We start from the raw sequence: 23,278 nt of genomic DNA on the forward strand, positions 1-23,278 counted from the left end.
TTAATTCTTACTTTTATTTTTCTAAACCTTGAATATGTCGATTGTACAAAAAAACAATAAAAAATTAATTCGTTCATGGGCGATGTTCGATTGGGCCAACTCGGCCTATAATTTGGTGATTACATCGACAATTTTTCCAGTTTATTATACAACGATTACCAATACAAAAGAGCATGGGGATGTGGTTCACTTTTTTGGGATAGAATTCGTCAATACCGCCCTCTCCAATTTTGCATTAGCGATTGCTTATTTGTTAATGGCATTGACGTTACCATTCATTTCTTCCTATGCCGATGCAAATGGCAAGAAAAAGCAAATCATGAAATTATTTACCGTGATTGGCGCTATTGCCTGTATGGGATTATTCTTTTTTAAGTTAGAAACATTAGAAATAGGCATTATCTGCTTTGTGATAGCTGCTATGGGCTATATTGGGGGCGTTCTTTTTAACAATTCGTATCTCCCACTTATCGCAACGGTCGATCAGCAAGATAAAGTCAGTGCGCAGGGTTTTTCATATGGTTATGTTGGCTGTGTTACCCTACAGATTTTATGCTTTATAATTGTATTGAAACCCGAATGGTTTGGTATATCCGATCCATCTCTACCCGCAAGGATATCATTTTTAATGGTTGGTCTTTGGTGGTTAGGATTTTCTCTTATTCCTTTTAAGTATCTTCCCAATATTCCAGCAACAAGTAAAGGATTGGGATTGTCTTTATTGGGAAAAGTAAAGTCTGAGATCCTATCGGTATGGGGACATATTCAGCATATAGCAGAGATAAAAAAGTTTTTACCAGCCTATTTTTTTTACAGTATAGGGGTTCAAACTCTGATGATCGTAGCATCAGCTTTTGGAGAAAAGATATTACACTTAGGAGCTACGAAATTGATCGGTACGATTCTGCTCATTCAACTGGTTGCGATTGCGGGGGCCTATCTGATGTCAGCACTGTCCGCGCGGATTGGCAATATTAAAGTATTGATGTTGGTGGTCGTTATCTGGATTGGAATCTGCGTTTCGGCATATTTTCTAAAAACCGAGTTGCAATTTTACATATTAGCGGCCTTAGTTGGATTGGTAATGGGAGGTATTCAATCACTTTCGAGATCGACATTTTCAAAATTGATTCCTGAAGATATACAAGACACCACCGCTTTTTTCTCGTTTTACGATGTAACAGAGAAATTAGCAATTGTAGTGGGGTTATTTTCATTTGCGTTGATCGAACAAATCACGCATAACATCAGATATTCGGCATTATCCTTATCTTTATTTTTTGTAATTGGATTGTTACTGTTAATGCGTCTATTGAGGTACAATAAATCCTAATTTTAAATTTTAGAAAAATAAAATATGAAAGTTGAACTTTTTGTTCCTTGTTTTATCGATCAATTGTATCCGGAAACGGCTTTTAATACCATACGATTGTTAGAGAAAGCAGGATGTGAAGTTTCTTATAACGCAGCGCAAACTTGTTGTGGACAACCTGCTTACAATGCCGGTTTCTGGGATGACGCAAAAGTCGTAGGTCAGAAATTTTTAAAAGATTTTAGTGCCGAACATTATATTGTATCACCCTCAGCATCTTGCACAGGGATGGTCAAATACAGCTATAATGATTTATTTAAGAGCTCCATCGAGCAGTCACATTGTAAAGCAATACAACGAAATATATTTGAAATTTCCGACTTTTTGGTGAATGTAGCTAAGAAAGATTATTTTGGAGCAGAATTAGAAGGAATTGCTGTTTACCATGATGCTTGTTCTGCATTGCGAGAATGTAAAATAAAAGATGAACCCAGACATCTGTTGAGCAAAGTGCTCGGCTTGGAAATGGTCGAAGTAAAAGATAGTGAAGTTTGTTGTGGATTTGGGGGAACTTTTTCGGTTAAATTTGAAGGAATATCATCAGCAATGGCAGAGCAGAAAGTGCAAAATGCCCTGGATATGAATGCCGATTATATTATTTCGACGGATGCCTCTTGTTTACTTCAATTGCAAGCTTATATCGATCAACATAGATTACCAATCAAGACCATTCATCTGGTCGATGTTTTAACAACTGGTTGGGGAAATATTTAAAAATAGAAACTTAAACTAAATACTAAAATTATGAATTCAAGAAGAGATTTTTTGAAAAACTTAGGATTGACAGCTGCAGGAGTAGCTTTAATGCCAAGCCTAGATTTGTTTGCTGCACCAAAGAATTGGTTTGATATTTCATTAGCAGAATGGTCATTGCACCAAACATTATTTAAAGGTGATTTGAAAAATATCGACTTCCCTGAGTTAGCAGCTAAAAAGTTCGGAATTTATGGAGTTGAATATGTCAATGCTTTCTTTAAAGATAAAGCACAGGACATGACCTATTTGAAAGACTTAAACAACCGCGCCAAAGACAATGGGGTACGCAACGTGCTTATCATGATTGATGGTGAAGGTAATTTAGGAGACGAAGATCCAGCGAAACGTAAACAAGCTGTTGAAAACCATTATAAATGGATTGATGCAGCTAATTTCTTAGGTTGTCATGCCGTACGTGTAAACGCTGCAGGTAAAGGAACACCAGAAGAAGTGAAAAAGGCAGTTGTCGAAAGTTTATCAACGTTAGCGGATTATGGTAAAAAAGGGAAAATTAGCGTTATCGTTGAAAATCATGGTGGTATTTCATCACACGGTGATTGGTTAGCAGATACGCTAAAGACTGTTGGTAAAAAGAATTGTGGAAGTTTACCTGATTTAGGAAACTTCTATGAGTATGACCGTTATCAAGGGGTTACTGATTTAATGCCGTATGCAAAAGGTGTGAGTGCAAAAACACACGATTTTGACGCAGAGGGTAATGAAACTCAAATTGATTACACACGTATGCTTAAAATCGTTAAAGACGCTAAGTTTAAAGGTTACATCGGTATCGAATACGAAGGAAGTAAACTGAGTGAAGTAGATGGTATTATCGCATCCAAAAAATTATTAGAGCGTTTGCGCCCTACAATTTAATCTTTTGATGCCAACCATCAACGCTATAATTGTTGATACTACCCCCCTAAACGATGCGCCAGCATAATTTAGGGGGGTATGTTTTATCACCTTCTTGTTTTTCTCCATTCTCCATATCCGTGTGCCAGATTTACTATTCGGTCTGATCTGCCCAAGTTCCAAATTTAAAAGTTCTATTTTCTGATAAAGAAGCTGGCAATCCCTTTTCCTATGAATCGTTATGTTCATCCGCTTTCTATGCAGGTTATCGTTCGATGTAGGAATAATTATATGGTTTGATTGGGCATCTGAAATAAATTAGTAATTTGCAGCTCCTTTTTAAAAGAACAGTAATCAATATCGTAACAAACCCAAATATGAGTCAGTTAAAAGATGAGGCACTTGCTTCACATTTGCAGGAATTACAAATAGAAAATATTTTAGTCAAGGGACACCCTGCAGGACTATTCGTACTGTTTTTTACCGAGATGTGGGAGCGATTCAGCTACTACGGCATGCGTGCTTTATTGACGATTTTTTTAATCAGTGAGATTACAAATGGAGGGTGGGGGTGGACCAATGCGGAAGCCATGAAATTGTATGGCCTCTATACTGGATTTGTATTTTTCACTCCGCTTATTGGAGGAGTGATAGCAGATCGCTTGACGGGGTATAAAAAAGCAATATTAATAGGGGCTTTTATTATGACGATGGGCCATTTAGCGATGGCATTAGAAGGATTACATGCCAATTTTTTCTTCCTTGGTTTGATTTTGATGATTTTAGGAAATGGACTGTTCAAACCCAATATTGCATCCATGGTTGGTAAGTTATATCCTGATTCCAGTAGTAAGAAGGATGCGGGTTATACTATTTTCTATATGGGTATTAACGGTGGAGCATTTTTAGGAATGATGCTTTGTGGTTATATCGGAGAGAAGGTAGGCTGGCACTTTGGATTCGGTCTGGCGGGTATATTTATGTTTCTAGGCATGTTGCAATTTTATTTTGCTCAAAAAATATTTGGCATCATAGGTGATTCACCTCATGTTGGCGAAGAGATGAAGGTAGTAGAGGCGACTAACCCAAATGAATCAAAAACACCTTCACATGTGACGCGAGACCGTCTCCTAGTCATCGGTATATTTATGTTTGCAAGTATTATCTTCCATTTGGCTTTTGAACAAGCAGGAGGTTCGATGACTATTTTTGCGAAAAATTATACGCAACGGATGCTGGAGGGGCAGAACGCAATAATCTTTAAATGGGTAGATGCAGCATTGACCATATTTCCCATCCTTGTTGTTTCGACTGTTTTATTTGCTTTAGCCAAGAAAATATGGTCCAAGTACCCCTTTATTGTTATTTGTTCAGCTTTATCATTTCTGATCATTTGGATTCTTTGCGGGTGGAAATTATTTCGCGAATACCATGCTTTAAGTTCTGAAATCACAGTCTCCTGGTTTCCTATGTTGAATTCTTTTTTCATCATCACATTAGCCACTTCTTTTAGTCGCATTTGGGAAAAGGTATGGAACCCATCGGGCCCAATTAAATTAGCCTTAGGCCTGGCTATTGTCGGTTTAAGCTTTGCTGTCCTATCTTACGGCAGTTTAACTATTCCACAAGGAGCTAAAACAGCTTCAGTAAGCATGATCTGGCTCGTATTGGCCTATTTCCTACAAACTGTTGGTGAGCTATGCTTATCACCTGTAGGCCTATCTTATGTAAGTAAATTATCTCCTAAAAAAGTGATAGGTCTTTTATTCGGACTCTGGTACTGTGGAAATGCAATTGCCAATTTTATAGGAGGTTTTATAGGTTCTTACATAGATGATATAACGGCTACACATTCTATGTCTTATTTCTTTGGGATGTTTACGGTTGTTTCTTTTATATTTGCCCTAGTTTTGGTTGCATGTAATACTGGTATCAAGAAAATGATGCACGGAATTCATTAATCCATATCTTTTTATTATTTTGTTAAAATTTTATCTTAGATAACCCTATAAATAAATATATGTATCAAGAAAGAGATGAAGCTCTTGTTATCCATTTGAAAAAACAAGGTGTGGACGATAAGATGGTAATTGGACATCCTGCGGGATTATTTGTCCTATTTTTTACCGAAATGTGGGAACGGTTTAGTTATTACGGCATGCGTGCCTTATTAACATTGTTCTTAATCAGTTCCCTTGCTGACAACGGATGGGGTTGGAGTAATGAAGAGGCCATGAAGTTATATGGTCTTTATACTGGATTGGTATACCTGACACCATTGATCGGTGGAATGATTGCCGATAAATTGACAGGATTCAAAAAAGCCATTCTCATAGGTGCTTTAATCATGACGATGGGTCATTTATCAATGGCCTTTGAAGGAATAAATCCAAATTTCTTTTATATCGGCCTTGGTTTAATGATTCTTGGTAATGGAATGTTCAAACCTAATATTTCCTCCATGGTTGGTAATCTTTATCCAGATGCCAGCGTTAAGAAAGATGCAGGCTACACCATATTCTATATGGGAATCAATGCAGGTTCATTCTTAGGCATGTTATTATGTGGTTACATCGGGGAGAAAGTTGGCTGGCACTTTGGTTTTGGATTAGCAGGTGTATTCATGTTCTTTGGTATGTTGCAGTTTTACTTTGCGCAACGGATTTTTGGCGTTATCGGGGAATCTCCAAAAGCAACCAAAGCTTTCCATGACGAGAAAATAAAAAATCATGAGGAAGAAGCAGAAGAGGTGATTCCTGCAAATGTTGTTAGAGATCGTTTGATCGTTATCGCTGTTTTGATGATTGCCAGTATTGTATTCTTTTTAGCATTTGAACAAGCAGGTGGATCGATGTCTATTTTTGCCAAAGATTATACACAACGTGTACTTTCAGGAAGTGCAGCAACAACTTTTAAATGGATCGATACCATTTTGACAATTGCACCTATGGTGATTGTGAGTATTGTTTTATATGCCTTGGCAAAAAAAATCTATAAGCTATATCCTTTAACGATCATCTTTACAGCAATATCATTTGCTGTGATTTGGTGCTTGGGCCTATGGAAAGTCTTTAGAGAGTTTGGAGCAACGGAAACCGAAGTAGCGGCTTCTTGGTTTCAAATCTTAAATGCCTTTTTTATTATCTCATTAGCAAACTCCTTCAGTAAATTCTGGGAAAAAGTATGGAACCCATCAGGACCAGTGAAATTTGCCCTTGGACTTGTTATGGTTGGTATTGGTTTTGCAGCTTTAGCCTATGGAGCTAGTGAGGTCCCACAAGGAGCTAAGACAGCTACTGTGAGTATGCTTTGGTTAGTTATTGCTTACTTCTTTCACTCTACTGGCGAACTTTGTTTATCACCAGTTGGATTGTCTTACGTGAGCAAATTATCACCTAAGAAATTGTTAGGATTATTATTCGGATTTTGGTTCTGTGCATCAGCAATTGCCAATTTTATTGGAGGTTACTTAGGCTCATATATTGATCGAATTACTGCAGAACACTCTATGTCTTATTTCTTTATGATTTTTGCCATTGTTCCAGCAGCAACTGCTTTAATATTACTTATTCTAAATCCTAAATTGAAGAAAATGATGCACGGTATTAATTAACTTGCGTTGCATTTATATCGTATTAAAAAGGCGTTCCATCTGGAACGCCTTTTTTTGATTCAAAAATGTGGTCTTATAATAGATATAATACAATTATTCCCTAAAAAATGCGATTGTTTTTTGTTTCTTTGTAGACTATTAATTCAATATTTTTAATACATATAATTAGATTAAAATATAAATATGAGTCAAGCATCTAAGGCTTCATTTTCAGGAGGGACGAATACGGATTTTTATAAATCAAATGTTTTAGGACAGCGGTCGGGGTTATTTGTATTATTTTTCACCGAAATGTGGGAACGTTTTTCGTTCTATGGTATGCGGGTACTATTGATCCAATTTCTAACAGCTGCGGTCATAAAAGGAGGATGGGCATGGAGTGCAGAACAGGCAGGTGCATTATATGGTACTTACGCGATGATGCTTTATTTGACGCCGATATTAGGTGGAATTATTGCTGATAAATATATTGGATCTCGAAAAGCAGTCATTATCGGGTCGATTATCATGACAATAGGACACGCTGCGATGGCATTTGATACCCAGGTTATGTTCTTTATAGGCTTAGCTTGTCTTGTTATCGGAACAGGTTTCTTCAAACCGAATATGCCTTCTATTTTAGGAGAAATGTACAAAGACTTACCAGAAAAGAAAGACGGTGCTTACACGATTTTTTATATGGGAGTCAATGCTGGTGCATTCTTTGGTATGATGCTTTGTGGTTATATCGCAGAAACGCAAGGCTGGCATTGGGGTTTTGGACTAGCAGGTATTTTTATGCTTTTAGGCACATTACAGTTTGTATTTGCTAAGCCTCTTATGGGTAATTTAGGAGTCCTAGATACCTCAAAAGAATTGAGCAACGAAGAGCAGTTACTAGCAGATTCTGACAAGAGAAACCCTTTTACTTCCCTTGATTATATTTTAATTTCCATCGTTTCAATTATCGGTTTTCTATATGCTTTCAATGATCCATTATCTAAAAATGGAATTATAGATATGTTCAGTGCATTGGATCTGCCATTTTTAAGAGGGCAGTACCTCATGATCATTGTGGCGTTAATTCTTTTCATCTATCTGATTGCTTCCCGTATCGGACGCTATGATAAAATAGTGAGAGATCGAATGATTGCTGTGGTCTTCTTAGCGTTCTTTTTGATATTTTTCTTTATGAGTTTTGAACAAGGTGCTACATCTTTAGTCATTGTTGCTCGCGACTATATTGATCGGAGTTTAACAGGAACCGCTTTAGCGACATTCAATATTATCAATGCTTTGTTGACAATCGTACCTTTAGCATTGATCTCATGGGTTTTGCTCAAGTTAGCCAAAGCAACATGGAAAAAGATTGCTTTGTCAAATATCATTTTGATTCTTTGTTTTGTGTTAATATGGGGTGCAGCTATCTGGATGTTGAAAAACGAATTCTCTAAAGAAGCATCAGAAATAACAGTTTCTTGGTTCTCTACCTTAAATTCATTCTTTATCATTGCGCTGGCTTCTACTGTTTCTAAGTTGTGGGAATCTAAATACAACCCATCTGCTGCGATGAAGTACGGTTATGGTTTAATTTTAGTCGCCATAGGATTCTTGGTAATCGGTTTAGGTTCTTGGGGAATAGGAGAGGGAGTTAAGATTTCCATGATTTTTTTAATACTAACTTATTTATTCCATACATTGGGCGAGCTGTTCATTTCGCCTGTAGGTCTTTCCTATGTGTCGAAATTGGTTCCAGCACGTATGTTAGCCTTTATGTTTGGAATTTGGTATTTAGCGATTGCCATCGCACAGAAAGTGGCCGCCGTATTAGGGGGGCAAGTAGAGACGATCCAACAGGAATATTCGTTGAGCCATTTCTTCTTTTTGTTCACAGCAATTCCAGCTGCCGCAGGTTTATTAGTAATGGTATTCAATCCCATTATTAAAAAATTAATGCACGGCGTTAAATAATAAAATGTGTTAGAGCTTCCTGTTAAGGAAGCTCTTTTTAATAATAATAGAAATGTCAAAACAAGGACAACAAACTTTAGAACAGGTTCAACATTTTGAAGGTAAATATCCGAAACAGATTTGGAGTTTATTTTTCTCGGAAATGTGGGAACGATTTTGCTTTTATGGCATGAGAGGTATGCTGGTTTTCTTTATGATTACCCAGCTTAATTTCGCAGAAAAAGAGGCAAACTTGCAGTATGGCGCGACACAAGCGTTTGTATATGCTTTTACTTTTATCGGCGGTCTATTTGCAGATAAAATATTGGGATTTAGAAAGTCGCTCTTCTGGGGAGGTAGCTTGATGATAATAGGAAGTGCTTTGTTAGCAACAGATCCACATCAGTTTTTCTTCTTTGGACTCGCATTTATTATTATTGGTACTGGGTTTTTCAAACCTAATATTTCAACGATGGTAGGGGAGTTGTACCGTTCGGATGACAACCGTCGTGACGCAGGTTTCTCTTTATTCTATGCCGGAATAAACTTGGGAGCATTCCTTGGTGGTTATATCTGTGTGGCGATTGGAAAAGGGTATATGTTGACCTCCATCATTGATGAAGCACATCGCTGGAACGTAGCTTTTGGTTTAGCTGCTGTCGGTATGTTTGTCAGTTTAATCAATTTTCAATTTACGAAACGTCATCTAGGACCTATTGGTTTACAACCTGGACATCCAGATGCAATCATAAAAGCCAAAAAATTACCTAAATGGGCTGAGTATGTCGTTTATATCAGTACTTTGCTCATGATTCCTCTTGTTCAGGTGATGGTCTCTAAAACGGAATATACAGATTATTTTATGTACCTAATAGGTCCATTAACGTTGATCTATCTGTTTTATGAAATGACAAAGCTCTCTAAAGTCGAAAGAAATAAATTGATTGCGGCGTTAGTCTTCATCTTATTTTCCATTATCTTTTGGGGTATTTACGAACAAAGTGGAGGTTCTTTGAGCATTTTTGCTGCTAAGAATCTGAATGATTCCATGATGGGAGGATTGGTTCATTTGGATCCAAATGGAGTCAATAATTCTGGAGGAGCGTTCTTTATCATTATTTTAGCACCAATTTTTGGATTATTATGGATTTGGTTATCAAAAAGAAAGATGGAACCAAATACGATCATTAAATTTGGATTAGGTTTTATTTTTCTTGGATTGGGCTATTATGTGTTATTTGGTACCAAGTTTTTCGCACAGGATGGCATTGCTTCTTTGGACATCTTTACTTTAGCTCTTCTTGTTATCACTGTCGGCGAATTATGCTTGTCGCCTATCGGTTTATCCATAATGACTAAGTTGTCTCCAGGGAGACTTCAAGGCATCATGATGGGGATGTGGTTTTTAGCAAGTGCATATGGACAATATGTTGCTGGCTTAATTGGCGCACATATGGCAGAAGCCAGAGAGGGAGATTCCTTGGCAGATAAATTGGTAACCTATACCGATAGTTATAAGCAGCTCGGACTTTACTCCTTGATTGCAGGTATTGTATTAATCGCACTTTCCCCATTCGTGAAGAAATTAATGGGAGGAGTGAAATAATCAGATCATGACAGATTATTAAACATAAAAAAAAGCTCGATAATTAAATATCGAGCTTTTTTTTATTTCTGATCGTAGATCCATTTAAATTTATATTCTTTTTCAGGTATTTTTATGCGATCTGCCAACCGTAATAAACGATCCGGAAGTTTCATTAAATAATCCCTTGCTTTTTCACCTTGTTCGTTTAAACCAGTTACCTGGTCTATTTTCCAATCCGTATTCAATTCTTTTAAAATATCAACATAATCGAGGGCAGTATAAATACCAAGACGTTGCGCTGCATCAGAGAAGTGTGCAAATGCTTCACCTTGTGGCTCACCCGATTCTCTTAAGAACTGCGCAGGCATCACAATTTTCTTACGCATCATATCCTCAAAAGCAATCATAACTTCACTTGGGTCTACCGTAAAAGCTTTCGATATAAAAGACATATAGGCTTTTGCATGACGCGCTTCATCTGCAGCAATCACACCACACATCTTCGCCAGTAATTTATCGCCATTCTTTTTAGAAAGTCCAGCGACACGACGATGAGAAACATTGGTCGCAATCTCTTGAAAGGAAGTATAGATAAAGTTACGATACGGATCGGCACCAGTACCGATATCAAAACCATCCTTAATTAAATATTGAGTAGATATTTCAAATTGACGCATGTCAATTCTTCCAGATAAATATAGATACTTATTCAAAAGATCACCGTGACGGTTTTCTTCAGCAGTCCAAGCACGTACCCATCTCATCCAGCCACCTTGCTCGTTTTTCTCTACATCGTCAACCATCGTTAACCAAGATTCATATGTAGGTAAAGCTTCCTCTGTAATGGTATCTCCAACTAGAACAGCAACTAAATCGTATGGAAGTTCTCTTGCACTCTCTTGTAAATCTCTAATTTCGTCAAAAAATGTATCCCTAGAAGCATCAGGTAGAAAATCTGCAGGTTGCCACATTTCATCTACAGGCTTTAAGTACTCGCTCATCTCATTTAGCATGAACGGTTTCCAAATAGCTCATAACTTCTCTTCGTGAGCCTTCGGGTAAATTTAGAGGTAATTCTTGCATATCAATACAAAGATAATTAAATCGGTTCAATATAAATTGTATTAAAAGAAAGATTATACGTTTATATGATAAAAAGCAAGAATCCACCTTTCTTAAAAAATGCTGTAGAAATCTCAATCTATATTTAAAAAGTAGATAATGAAGACATTTTTTCGCTAAATTACTGTTAACTTTGTTTATATCATGGAGCAAAAAAAATTGAAAGATTTCGATGTAAATAAGATTAGGGCTGATTTTCCAATCTTGAAAAGAGAGGTCAATGGAAAGCCTTTAGTTTATTTGGATAATGGAGCGACTACTCAAAAACCGCAGTCTGTTATTGATGCGATTACGCATTATTATTCCCAGATGAATAGTAATGTCCATAGAGGAGTTCATTATTTAAGCCAAATTTCTACCGATGCGTTTGAAGTGACAAGACGTAGTATTCAAGCTTTCATCAATGCAAAGCATGAACACGAAATCATCATTACTACCGGTACTACCCATAGTATAAATATTATTGCCACCTGTTTTGGCAAGGTGAATATTTCTGCTGGCGATGAGATTATTATTTCCGCTATGGAACACCATTCTAATATCGTCCCATGGCAGATGATCTGTGAAGAAAAGGGAGCTATTTTGAAAGTGATCCCCATGAATGAAAAAGGAGAACTAGATTTAGATGCCTATAAAGCACTTTTTTCGGATAGAACTAAAATTGCTTCTTTCACTTACGTTTCCAATTCGTTAGGAACCATCAATCCTGTAAAGGAGATGATTGCTATAGCACATGAGCATCAAGTCCCTGTTTTATTGGATGCAGCTCAAGCTATCCAACATATTAAATTGGATGTTCAAGATTTGGATGTCGATTTTCTTGTGTTCTCAGGACATAAAATGTATGGACCTACAGGTATTGGAGTCTTATATGGAAAAGAAGCGGCTTTAAATGCAATTCCACCTTACCAAGGTGGGGGAGATATGATTAAAGAAGTGACCTTTGAAAAGACTACTTACAATGAATTGCCTTTTAAATTTGAAGCTGGTACACCCAATATCGAAGCCGGAATTTGTTTGAATGCTGCAATTGAATATATCAATGCGATCGGCATTGAGCAAATTGCTGCCTATGAAGAAGCGTTATTATCTTACGGACAAGAGCAGTTAGCAACGGTACCAGGTATACGTTTTATTGGTACTGCAGCACAGAAAAGTTCGGTCATTTCATTTTTGATTGACGGTACACATCCTTATGATGTAGGCGTTATCCTCGATAAATTAGGTATTGCTGTTAGAACCGGACATCATTGTGCACAGCCTGTGATGGATCAATTTGGAATCCCAGGCACCATACGCGCTTCTTTTGCATTGTATAATACGAAAGAAGAAGTAGATATCTTAGTCGCTGGCTTGAAAAGGGCAGCAAGTATGTTGGTTTAAAAATTATAGATAGTAATGACTATTAGCGAAATACAAAATGAATTAATTGATGATTTTTCTTTTTTTACAGATTGGATGGAAAAATATGAATACATCATCCAGTTAGGAAAAGAAGTTCCATTAATAAGTGAAGAACATAAAAAAGATGATTTTATCATCAAAGGCTGTCAATCAAAAGTATGGTTGTTTCCAGAAGTAAAGGATGGAAAGGTTTACTTCACAGCAGATAGTGATGCTATTATTACAAAAGGGTTGGTCAGTTTGATGGTGAAAGTACTTTCAGGACATACTGCAAAGGAAATTGTGGATGCTGACTTATATTTTATAGATCAGATAGGCCTTAAGGAACATCTTTCCCCAACGCGCGCAAATGGGTTATTATCCATGGTGAAGCAAATGAAATTATACGCTTTAGCGCTACAAGCTAGAGGTTAAGTTAGTTATAAAATAAAAGGCCCATCTGAATTAGTCAGATGGGCCTTTTATTTTATAATGCTATTTATTATTATACTTGTAATAATAAACGAGCTGGATCTTCTAATAATTGTTTAACACGTACTAAGAAGCTTACAGACTCACGACCGTCAATTACACGGTGATCATAAGATAACGCGATGTACATCATCGGACGGATAACTACTTGACCATTTTCAGCAACTGGGCGTTGAATGATGTTGTGCATACCTAAGATTGCCGATTGTGGAGCATTGATGATTGGAGTAGACATCATCGATCCAAAAACACCACCATTGGTGATTGTAAATGTACCACCAGTCATTTCATCAATCGTTAATTTATTGTCACGTGCTTTTACAGCTAACGCACCAATTCCTTTTTCGATTTCTTGCAAAGACATCGATTCAGCATTTCTAAGCACAGGAAACTACTAATCCTTTAGGAGCAGAAACTGCGATTGAGATATCTGCGAAATCAGAATATACCAATTCATTGTTTTCAATTCTCGCATTTACAGCAGGCCATTCTTGCAATGCAGTTGTTACCGCTTTAGTGAAGAATGACATAAACCCAAGGCCTACACCATGTTTCTCTTTGAAAGAATCTTTGTATTTAGCACGTAAGTCCATGATAGGCTGCATGTTCACTTCATTGAAAGTAGTCAACATAGCAGTTTCATTTTTCACTGAAACTAAACGTTTAGCAATAGTTTTACGCAATGAAGTCATTTTCTCACGACGTTCGTTACGAGCACCAGCTACAGCAACTGGAGCAGCAGCTTTAGGAGCTTCTTTTGCAGGTGCAGCAGCAGCAGCTTTAGGAGCTAAAATTGCTTTCTCAGCATCCTCTTTAGTAATACGACCTTCTTTTCCTGTACCTTTAATCGTAGCAGGATCAATTCCCTTTTCTCTTAAAATTTTTGCAGCAGCAGGAGAAGCAGTACCAGCAGCATAAGAATCTGGATTCTCATCAGCAACGTTAGTTGTAGCTGGTGTACTTGCTTTTTCTTCAGAAGCAGCAGCTGCAGGTTTTGAATCACCAGTAGGAGCACCACCTTCTTCGATAGTACAAACTAGCGCACCAATTTCTAAAGTATCACCTTCTTGAGCAATAATTCTTAAGATACCTGCCTTTTCAGCTGGTAATTCAAAAGTTGCTTTATCAGATTCCAATTCTGCGATGTTTTCGTCCATTTCAACGTAATCGCCATCTTGTTTCAACCACTGTGACAAGGTTACCTCAGTAATGGATTCACCTACGGTTGGTACTTTAATTTCTAAGCTCATATATAATGTTCTTTACAGACAATTGCGTCTTTTGATAAAAGACGCAATTGGATAAAAATTGTTTTTATTCGAATGATTTATTTAAAATTTTAGCTTGTTGCGCTATGTGTTGTTTCATGTAGCCAGTAGCTGTACTGCCACTTTCTTTACGTGCTACAAATCCAGTAAACGCAATTTCTGTATTCATTAGTTTACGGCAATAGTAAGACCAAGCGCCCATATTTTCGTTTTCTTCTTGAACCCAAACAAATTCTGATGCTTTATTGTATTTTTTATGGATTGCTTTCAATTGCTCCTCAGGAATAGGGAATAATTGTTCCAATCTTACAATAGCGACATCTTTACGTTTGTCAACTTCTTGTTTTTCTAATAAATCGTAGTATATTTTACCTGAACAGAATAATACACGTTTTACATCTTTCGCAGTTACATTTACGTCGTCGATCACTTCTTGGAAAGTATTTGAAGTAAAATCTTTCAAAGGAGAAACAACTTTTGGATGACGCAACAACGATTTTGGTGTAAATACAACCAATGGTTTACGGAATTCGCGAACCTGTTGGCGACGTAATAAGTGGAAATAGTTAGCAGGTGTAGTACAGTTTGCCAATATTAAATTCTCATCAGCACAAAGTTCTAAGAATCTTTCGATACGACCAGAAGAGTGTTCTGGGCCTTGACCTTCCATACCGTGAGGTAATAACATGACCAAGCCATTTGAACGTTTCCATTTCGTTTCAGCAGAAGATAAATACTGATCAACTATGATTTGTGCACCGTTGTAGAAATCTCCAAATTGAGCTTCCCATATTGTTAAAGCATGTGGGTTAGCAGAAGCATAACCGTACTCGAAACCTAATACTGCATACTCAGAAAGTAGTGAGTTGTAGATCGAGAATTTATCTCCACCATTAATATTTGCTAATGGCGTATATGTTTCTTCAGAATTTTCTAAAGTCAATACGGCATGTCTGTGTGAAAATGTACCACGTTGTACATCTTGACCAGAAATACGTACACGACTTCCTTCATTTAACAAAGTAGCATAAGCCATCAACTCACCCATTGCCCAATCGTAAGAATCTTTTTCAATCATCTTAGCACGATCTTCGAATAAACGAGAGATTTTGCGGAAGAAGCTCTTATCAGTAGGAAGTGTTGTGATTTCTTTCGCTAACTGTACAAATGTTTTATCCGAAACATTTGTTTTAACAGTTTCGAAAGATTCACCTTTTTTAGCAGGGCGAAGGCCTTTCCAAGCTCCGGAGAAACATCGGTGTTTCTTCTGTTAAATTGACAACTTCTTTCGATTCTTCTAATTTCTCTTGTAATATAGCTTTGAAATCTTTTTCGATTTTTTTCGCATAAGACTCATCGATGCTACCTTCTTCGATTAATTTTTTTGCATAAACTTCCTTTGGATTAGGATGTTTTTCAATCAATTTGTATAGTAATGGTTGTGTGAACTTCGGTTCATCAGCCTCATTATGACCAAATCTTCTGTAGCATAATAAATCAATGAAAACGTCAGTTTTATATTTTTGACGGTATTCAACGGCTAATTTAATCGCATATACTAATGCTTCAGCATCGTCACCATTCACATGGAACACAGGTGAAGAAGTGATTTTTGCAACATCGGTACAATAAGTACCCGAACGTGCATCTTTATAGTTTGTTGTAAAACCAATTTGGTTGTTGATCACAATGTGGATCGTACCACCAGTTTTGTAACCATCCAATTTGGACATTTGCGTTACTTCATACACAACACCTTGTCCTGCAATAGCAGCATCACCGTGAATAGCAATAGGAGCGATTTTTGAAGAATCGCCTTCATATTTCATATCAATTTTAGAACGTACCAAACCTTCAACAATTGGATCTACTGTTTCCAAGTGAGACGGGTTTGGAGCTAAACTTAAGTGAATTGTTTTGCCATCATCTGTTTTGACATCTGTAGAATAACCTAAGTGATACTTAACGTCACCACCAAAGTTAACTTCTGGATCTTCCGCATAAGTTTTACCTTCAAATTCTGAAAATACAGTTTTATAAGGTTTACCCATGATATTTGTCAATACATTTAAACGGCCACGGTGAGCCATTCCGATAACAAATTCTTGAATACCCAACTCAGATCCTTTTTCAATAACAGCATCTAAAGCAGGAATTAAACTTTCAGCACCTTCAAGAGAGAAACGTTTTTGACCTAAGAATTTTGTTCCTAAGAAACTTTCAAAAGCAACTGCGTGGTTTAATTTATCTAAGATTCTTTTTTTGATATCTAAAGAATAGGTTGGTTTGTTGCGGTCAGCTTCCATACGGTCCTGCAACCATTTGATTTTCTCAGGGTTACGGATGTATTTGAACTCAGCACCAATAGAACGACAATAAGTGTCTTCAATTAATTGCCTAATATCTTTTAATTTGGCAGGGCCTAAGCCAACTTCAACACCAGCATTAAAGATCGTGTTCATGTCTGCTTCAGAAAGACCAAATGTCTCTAATTCTTTTCCAGGATAATATTTGCGACGCTCACGTACAGGATTTGTTTGCGTAAATAAATGACCACGGTCTCTGTAGCCATTGATCATGTTCAATACATTTATTTCCTTTAAAACATGATCTGGTGTTGCATCCGCAGTAGCACCAACACTTTCGCCCGCATTTTGACCAAAATCAAAACCTTCAAAAAATTTTTGCCAGCCAAAATCTACAGATTCTGGATCTTGTGTGTACGCTTGATATAAGCCGTCGATGTAGCTCGAGTCAGCGTTACTCAAATATGTAAGTTTGTCCATCTATTTGAAAAAATATGAATGTGTCAAAGTTAGGAATAAAAATAGAGTTTTAGGCACTGTGATTGATTATTTTAGTGACGAAATTCAATTTATTCTTGTTTTTATTAAGCTTTAAAAAATGACCTTATATCATCTATAGTCTTTTTAGTTATCCAAAAAAGACATTTCGTTATTTAGTCCGTGTAATCCTCAGGTACTTGAATACCTTTCGGGTAATGTGCATTAATTAATTTACGCCAATCTATCGGGTTGTTATCTTTATCGCTCGTTCCCACACCAGCGATATGGGACCACGTACCATAGTTAGTTGCAGGTGTGTAATCGAAAATATTTTGTTCAAACCAATAGGCCCCTTTTAACCAGTTGATATTATATTCCTGTACTAGAAAACTAGCGACAATAATTCTGGCAAAATAAGGCAAATACCCCGTTTTTTGCAATAGAATCATACTTTGATTCACAAAATCATTTTCTGTTTCACCAAATCTCCATTTATCAAATAGCAATTGGTCGTTGGTGCTGCTGGTCAGTACCTTTTTAAATCCTTTTTCTTTGAAGAAAACGTTAGGATATTTTTTTAGCATAAATCTAAAATAGTCTCTCCAGAGTAACATATCGACGATGCGGTCAAATCTTTTATTTTTCTTTCCGTTATCTCGTTTTTTGATTTCATGAAATAGACTTATTGGAGATAACGAACCCTGTGCAATGAAAGGAGATAATAAGGTATAGTCATTTTCCGACCCCTTTGGGTCATTCAATACCGTTTGCATCAATTCAAGAGCGAGATCTTCTCCACCTATTATCAATTTATTTTTGACCAGTGCTATTTCCTCAATACTGTATCCCAAATCTTCCAGTGTTGGGAGTGTTGTTTTTTCAAGATGCGGGGCGGTCATAAAATTGGAAGGGAATTCGGCCGTCGGTCTGACAAAACTTTCACGCTCTATTTTCTTTTTGAACGTCGCAAATGAATTCGGAATATCGCGTATTGGAAATGGTAGATCCTCTTTATGATAGAGTGTGTGACCGATAATATGCTTTAAATTAATTTTACATTTCCAAAGTTCCTCTTCCACTTTTTCAGAGATTGATGTTTCTCTGAAAGCTACTTCACGATGGTGATAAACCTCATCCACTTCATACTTTTGGGCGATACGCGGTATGATATCTTCCGGATAGCCAACAAAAGTTATTAAATCACTACCTAAAGATTGAAGTTTTTCTTTTAGTGCTTTTACTGTTTCAAGCTGAAACGCTGCTCGAATTACATTTGTGTTTAGAAAGTCGTATTGGTTTTTAGCATAATATCTGGGGTCAAAACAAAAGATAGGGATGATGAAGGAACTTTTTGAGGATGCTTCTAAAAACACTTCATTATCATGAAGCCTCAAATCATTTCTAAACCAAATCAAAGCAGCCCTTTTTTCCATACAGATATAATTTTTTTATATTATTTTCCTCAAAAAAGCATATAGGAAGTACAAATATATAAGGTTATTGTTTGTTTTAGGGACAATATTTAGATATTTACAATAAAAGGACAAAGAAAAAGGGGAATAAAAAGCAGGGCAAATTAAACCTTCGTGTATTTTATTTGTTTAATCTTTAATTAACGAAATTTGAATGTTTCATTCATGGAAGTATTAATTACAGGATTAAATACATATTTGGGAAGAAGGGCTGTCAGCCATCTAAATTCTGATGAATTTAGAGTCACTGGATTGGTCAGGAATTTACCCCTTTTTAATAAGCGCATACTGGAAACCGGTAACCGCAAAGTTGCTGGAGATTGATTTGTTCAAAACGCATCGTACTCCCATGAATTTCTCTATAAAGAAATTACAACTGGGAGTTTATTTTACCCAAGTACCGGGATTGAACGATGAATTGAATATGCAGATGGAGCTTATTTCTCTTCGCAATTTTATTCAGTTATGTCAGGATAATGGATGTGATCGCGTGATCTATATTGCGCGCTTAATGGATTCGAGCTATATTGATGCTATCCAAAACCTATTTAAAGAGTATAGGGTGAAATATACCGTTGTTTTACAAAGTAGCGCAGTTGGTAAAGAAACCATTTTAAGTGATATTTTTGGAAAACTATCCAAAAGTAAATATATCCCTTATTGGGGATTGATTGCTAATCTCAGATTTAGACCTATTCCCTTATTAGATGTGTATCGCTGGATAAGGACCATGCCATGGGAACAACATTTCATAGGTGAGGTCATCTATTTGGGAGGGGAGGAGTCGCTGAGTTGTAAGCAGCTTTTTTTAAGATATATGCAGATTAATCATCCAAACAGTGGTTACCAGATTATTGCTATTAGCAAATGGATGGCTAAGTTGGTCTATACACGTTTTTTTAAGATTCATAAAGAAAACTTTGATGAATTTAGACGCGTTATGCGTTACGAGTCGGAAGTGGATAACAGCACTTGGTCTAAAACAGCTCCTTTTACATTTACACCCATGAATCAAACCATGTTGGTAGATCAATAAAACTGATTATAACGTTTAAAACTTTTTCATGCCGATTATTCTACTAATTTTGTATTAGAACAATAGAATGCAGCTATATGGGGTATAAAAGTTTAGCGGAATGTGTTGTCGATCTAGAGCAGCATGGACATTTAATCCGAATAAAAGAAGAGGTTGATCCTTATTTAGAAATGGCAGCCATACATATGCGTGTATTCGACGCAGAAGGGCCTGCCTTATATTTTGAAAACATTAAGGGTTCTGAATTTCCTGCCGTCTCTAATTTATTTGGAACTCTGGATCGCTCTAAATTTATGTTTAGAGATACATTAGACCATATCAAAAAATTGGTCGATGTTAAAATGGACCCTACCGCAGTTTTAAAAAATCCTTTTAAATATTTAAGTTCCTCTGCAGTTGCATTGGGGGCCTTACCATGGAAAAAGAAGGCTAATGCGCCTATATTATATGGTAAGACCGAAATAAGCAAGTTACCGCAGATTGTCAACTGGCCTATGGATGGTGGTGCATTTGTCACCATGCCTCAGGTATATACAGAAGACATCACAAAGCCGGGGATCATGCAGGCAAACCTAGGAATGTACCGCATACAACTTTCGGGTAATGATTATATTCAAGATAAAGAGATTGGTTTACATTATCAGTTGCATCGTGGCATTGGTATCCATCAGCAGAAAGCAAATCAATTAGGGAGACCTTTAAAAGTCAGCGTATTTATAGGAGGACCTCCTTCACATCCATTGTCAGCAGTTATGCCATTACCCGAGGGCTTATCGGAGATGATATTTGCAGGAGCATTGGGAAATCGTCGTTTTCGATATTTTTATGATAACGAAGGTTTTTGTATCTCAGCAGACGCAGATTTTGTAATTACAGGCACTGTTTATCCGAATGAAAATAAGCCTGAAGGACCATTTGGAGATCATATCGGTTACTATAGTTTGACGCATCCTTTTCCTTTGATGAAGGTGCACAATGTATACCATAAGAAAAATCCCATTTGGTCTTTTACTGTCGTTGGTAGACCTCCACAGGAAGATACGAGTTTCGGCAATTTGATTCATGAGATTACAGGAGCAGCAATTCCGAAGGAGATAAATGGTCTTCAAGCCGTTCATGCTGTGGATGCAGCTGGTGTGCACCCCCTGTTGTTTGCTATCGGTAGAGAAAGCTATACACCTTACCAAGAGGTGGATCGTCCCCAAGAAATTTTGACAATCGCCAATCAAGCATTGGGTAAGAATCAATTGAGTTTGGCTAAATATTTATTTATTGCCGCTATTGAAGATGATCCCAAATTGGATATATATGATGTCTCCGGATTTTTTAAACATATGTTAGAGCGGATCGATCTTTCCAGAGACTTGCATTTTCACACCAATACAACCATCGATACATTGGATTATTCTGGCGATGGTCTCAATGCAGGGTCGAAAGTGGTATTTGCAGCAGCAGGTAGCAAGAAAAGGACATTAAAGACTGAAATTCCAGTAGGATTGGACATCCCAAGACCATTTAACAACGTTAAAATGGCTATACCTGGTATTCTTGTTGTCGATGGTGCGGCATTTACGACCTATGAGCAAGAAGAAATCGTCATGAGGAATTGGTGTGAAGCGATGAAGGATATCGATTTTGAAGGTATCCAAATGATTGTACTGGCAGATGATGCGAACTTTACAGCTGCAAATGAGAATAATTTTGTTTGGGTGACTTTTACGAGATCAAATCCAGCTTATGATATCTATGGAGTCAATAGCTTTACAAAATACAAGCACTGGGGCTGTCACGGACCGTTTATTATTGATGCCAGACGTAAACCACATCATGCACCAGATTTAATCAAAGACCCAGCTGTTGAAAAAAAGGTTGATGCTCTGGGTGCAAAAGGTGGCTCATTATATGGTATTATATAATATGTAGCGGAGTTATTGATTGTTAAAAACATGAAAAAACGGGTATTTGCAGTAAAGCGAATACCCGTTTTTTAGTTTAATTCTTTTATTATTTAGATAGAAATTAAAGGGGATTTAATAGGTTGTTTTTTAACTTTTGTCAGTAAAATGATACATAAAATATTAACCATATGCTAGTTGTGAGACTTGGTGATAAAATATAATACTGTATGTTTGTAATACAAAACGGGGATTTCGAGGACTATTAATAGCATTTGAAAATCCAATAATTTGTGTTAAACTAATTTTTTATAATCGATTCATCTAAAATAAAACGGAATGCCTTTACGACGATTTTTTTATATGCTTTTTATTCTTTTGCTCATCAGCAGTTGCGCTAGTAAAAAAGCCCAACATCAGGAAACCTCATTTGATGAAGGTATCGGGCAGATTAAGCATCTGGTAGTAATTTATATGGAAAACCGTAGTTTTGATAATCTATATGGAGAGTTTAAAGGAGCGAACGGTATTAAAAATGCTAGAAAAGGCAATTTTGCACAGGTTGACGAGAATGGTAAACCATATCAGTATCTTCCTGAAATTCCTCGAAACAATTCCTTTCCGACCAATCTCCCCAACGCACTTTTTAATATAGATCAGTATGTTCCTTCAGACAAAGCAACACCTGATGTTACACATCGGTTTTTTCATAACAAGATGCAAATCAACGGTGGAAAGATGGACAAGTTTGCGTTATATAACGACACCAAAGGATTAGCGATGGGTTATTATAACACGAAAAAAATACCGTTATATCCGATTGCTCAAAAATACACACTGTGTGACAATTTTTTTCAAAGCGTATTTGGAGGTTCTTATTTTAATCATGTATATATGATAGCAGCTGCTGCGCCAGTTTGGCCGGATGCTCCAGAATCATTAATAGCGAAATTCGATGCTGATGGCAAGATGATAAAAGATGGAGCTGTTACTTCTGATGGTTATGTTGTCAACCATATTCTTTCACGAAATGCCCCTTATCCAGCAAAATCGGACACTTCCAAATTATTGCCATCCCAGACGATGCCGACTATTGGAGATCGTTTGAGCGAAAAAGATATCTCTTGGGCTTGGTATTCTGAGGGTTGGGATGATGCGGTGGCAGGAAGGAAAAATAATTTTGCTTATAACCATGAACCCTTCCTTTATTTTGCCAATTATGAAGAGGGAACAGCAGGTCGAAAACATATGAAGGATCAAAATGATTTCATAAAAGCAGCGAAAGAAGGTACTCTTCCCAGCGTTTCCTTTGTGAAACCAGGCGGTGGGAATGACGAACATCCAGGTGGTTTCTGCAGTATATTCATCAGAAGAACTTGCCGTGAATCTGATCAACGCAGTTTTAGACGGTCCAAACGCAAAGGATGCATTGGTTATCTTAACCTATGATGAATTTGGTGGATTTTTTGACCATGTTGCGCCACCTGTTATCGATAGATGGGGACCTGGGAGCCGTATTCCAGCAATTGTTATTGGGCCATTTGCCAAAAAAGGTGTAGTCGATCATACGCAATATGAGACCGTCAGCATTCTTTCTTTTATAGAGCATCGTTGGGGGATAGAACCACTTGCTGAACGAGATAAAAATGCAAATCCATTTAGGAATGCTTTGATATTTAACTAATCATTATTGGTCAGGAAGAGGAATATG

14 protein-coding genes and 3 pseudogenes are annotated in these 23,278 nt (G+C 37.0%); 13 read left to right on the forward strand and 4 right to left on the reverse strand.

Annotation, left to right across the window (positions count from 1 at the left end; translation table 11 throughout):
* Positions 1–34 precede the first annotated feature (34 nt).
* The 7 genes from ACFX5U_RS04425 (at position 35) to ACFX5U_RS04455 (ending at position 10,131) form a co-directional block, all read left to right on the forward strand.
* Positions 35–1,333: an MFS transporter gene (locus tag ACFX5U_RS04425; protein WP_038696603.1), complete on the forward strand. Its 1,299-nt coding sequence runs from the start codon at positions 35–37 to the stop codon at positions 1,331–1,333.
* A 24-nt stretch (positions 1,334–1,357) separates the two neighbouring features.
* On the forward strand, positions 1,358–2,086 hold the full coding sequence (locus ACFX5U_RS04430) for a (Fe-S)-binding protein (RefSeq protein WP_038696605.1): 729 nt from the start codon (positions 1,358–1,360) through the stop codon (positions 2,084–2,086).
* Between the two features lie 30 nt (positions 2,087–2,116).
* Complete coding sequence (locus ACFX5U_RS04435; RefSeq protein WP_280570001.1) at positions 2,117–3,004, forward strand: sugar phosphate isomerase/epimerase family protein; 888 nt, start codon at positions 2,117–2,119, stop codon at positions 3,002–3,004.
* Positions 3,005–3,360: 356 nt separating this feature from the next.
* The gene (locus ACFX5U_RS04440; RefSeq protein WP_081918310.1) at positions 3,361–4,944 is read left to right on the forward strand and encodes a peptide MFS transporter; all 1,584 of its coding nucleotides are present in this window, start codon (positions 3,361–3,363) and stop codon (positions 4,942–4,944) included.
* Positions 4,945–5,003: 59 nt separating this feature from the next.
* Positions 5,004–6,596: a peptide MFS transporter gene (locus tag ACFX5U_RS04445; RefSeq protein ID WP_051959769.1), complete on the forward strand. Its 1,593-nt coding sequence runs from the start codon at positions 5,004–5,006 to the stop codon at positions 6,594–6,596.
* Positions 6,597–6,779: 183 nt separating this feature from the next.
* Complete coding sequence (locus ACFX5U_RS04450; RefSeq protein WP_400262606.1) at positions 6,780–8,546, forward strand: peptide MFS transporter; 1,767 nt, start codon at positions 6,780–6,782, stop codon at positions 8,544–8,546.
* 52 nt (positions 8,547–8,598) lie between these two features.
* Complete coding sequence (locus tag ACFX5U_RS04455; protein ID WP_038696611.1) at positions 8,599–10,131, forward strand: peptide MFS transporter; 1,533 nt, start codon at positions 8,599–8,601, stop codon at positions 10,129–10,131.
* A 62-nt stretch (positions 10,132–10,193) separates the two neighbouring features.
* Here ACFX5U_RS04455 and ACFX5U_RS04460 read toward each other — a convergent pair.
* Positions 10,194–11,196, reverse strand: a pseudogene (locus ACFX5U_RS04460) (acyl-ACP desaturase).
* 183 nt (positions 11,197–11,379) lie between these two features.
* On the opposite strand from ACFX5U_RS04460, the gene ACFX5U_RS04465 reads away from it, so the two are divergent.
* Together ACFX5U_RS04465 and ACFX5U_RS04470 are read left to right on the forward strand one after the other, a co-directional pair.
* On the forward strand, positions 11,380–12,618 hold the full coding sequence (locus ACFX5U_RS04465; protein WP_051959770.1) for a cysteine desulfurase: 1,239 nt from the start codon (positions 11,380–11,382) through the stop codon (positions 12,616–12,618).
* Positions 12,619–12,633: 15 nt separating this feature from the next.
* Positions 12,634–13,053, forward strand: a complete 420-nt coding sequence (locus tag ACFX5U_RS04470; RefSeq protein ID WP_038696615.1) for a SufE family protein — start codon at positions 12,634–12,636, stop codon at positions 13,051–13,053.
* A gap of 70 nt (positions 13,054–13,123) precedes the next feature.
* Here the strand turns inward: ACFX5U_RS04470 and odhB are convergent.
* The 3 genes and pseudogenes from odhB to ACFX5U_RS04485 form a co-directional block, all read right to left on the reverse strand.
* Positions 13,124–14,360, reverse strand: a pseudogene (gene odhB, locus ACFX5U_RS04475) (2-oxoglutarate dehydrogenase complex dihydrolipoyllysine-residue succinyltransferase).
* Positions 14,361–14,424: 64 nt separating this feature from the next.
* Positions 14,425–17,164, reverse strand: a pseudogene (locus ACFX5U_RS04480) (2-oxoglutarate dehydrogenase E1 component).
* Between the two features lie 173 nt (positions 17,165–17,337).
* On the reverse strand, positions 17,338–18,597 hold the full coding sequence (locus ACFX5U_RS04485; RefSeq protein WP_038696621.1) for a deoxyribodipyrimidine photo-lyase: 1,260 nt from the start codon (positions 18,595–18,597) through the stop codon (positions 17,338–17,340).
* Positions 18,598–18,868: 271 nt separating this feature from the next.
* Here ACFX5U_RS04485 and ACFX5U_RS04490 point away from each other — a divergent pair, with 271 nt between their 5' ends.
* The 4 genes from ACFX5U_RS04490 to ACFX5U_RS04505 all read left to right on the forward strand — a co-directional run bounded on the left by ACFX5U_RS04490 (position 18,869) and on the right by ACFX5U_RS04505 (position 23,251).
* Positions 18,869–19,672 (forward strand): hypothetical protein, encoded by an 804-nt coding sequence (locus ACFX5U_RS04490; RefSeq protein ID WP_400262607.1) that lies wholly within the window; start codon positions 18,869–18,871, stop codon positions 19,670–19,672.
* 77 nt (positions 19,673–19,749) lie between these two features.
* Positions 19,750–21,588: a UbiD family decarboxylase gene (locus ACFX5U_RS04495; protein WP_038696625.1), complete on the forward strand. Its 1,839-nt coding sequence runs from the start codon at positions 19,750–19,752 to the stop codon at positions 21,586–21,588.
* A 318-nt stretch (positions 21,589–21,906) separates the two neighbouring features.
* Positions 21,907–23,016: an alkaline phosphatase family protein gene (locus ACFX5U_RS04500; protein ID WP_400262608.1), complete on the forward strand. Its 1,110-nt coding sequence runs from the start codon at positions 21,907–21,909 to the stop codon at positions 23,014–23,016.
* Positions 22,949–23,251: an alkaline phosphatase family protein gene (locus tag ACFX5U_RS04505; protein WP_400262609.1), complete on the forward strand. Its 303-nt coding sequence runs from the start codon at positions 22,949–22,951 to the stop codon at positions 23,249–23,251. The genes ACFX5U_RS04500 and ACFX5U_RS04505 overlap by 68 nt, the downstream gene beginning before the upstream one ends.
* Positions 23,252–23,278: the final 27 nt, after the last annotated feature.

The sequence above is a fragment of the Sphingobacterium sp. SG20118 genome (genome assembly GCF_044740685.1).
Classification (GTDB): Bacteria; Bacteroidota; Bacteroidia; order Sphingobacteriales; family Sphingobacteriaceae; genus Sphingobacterium.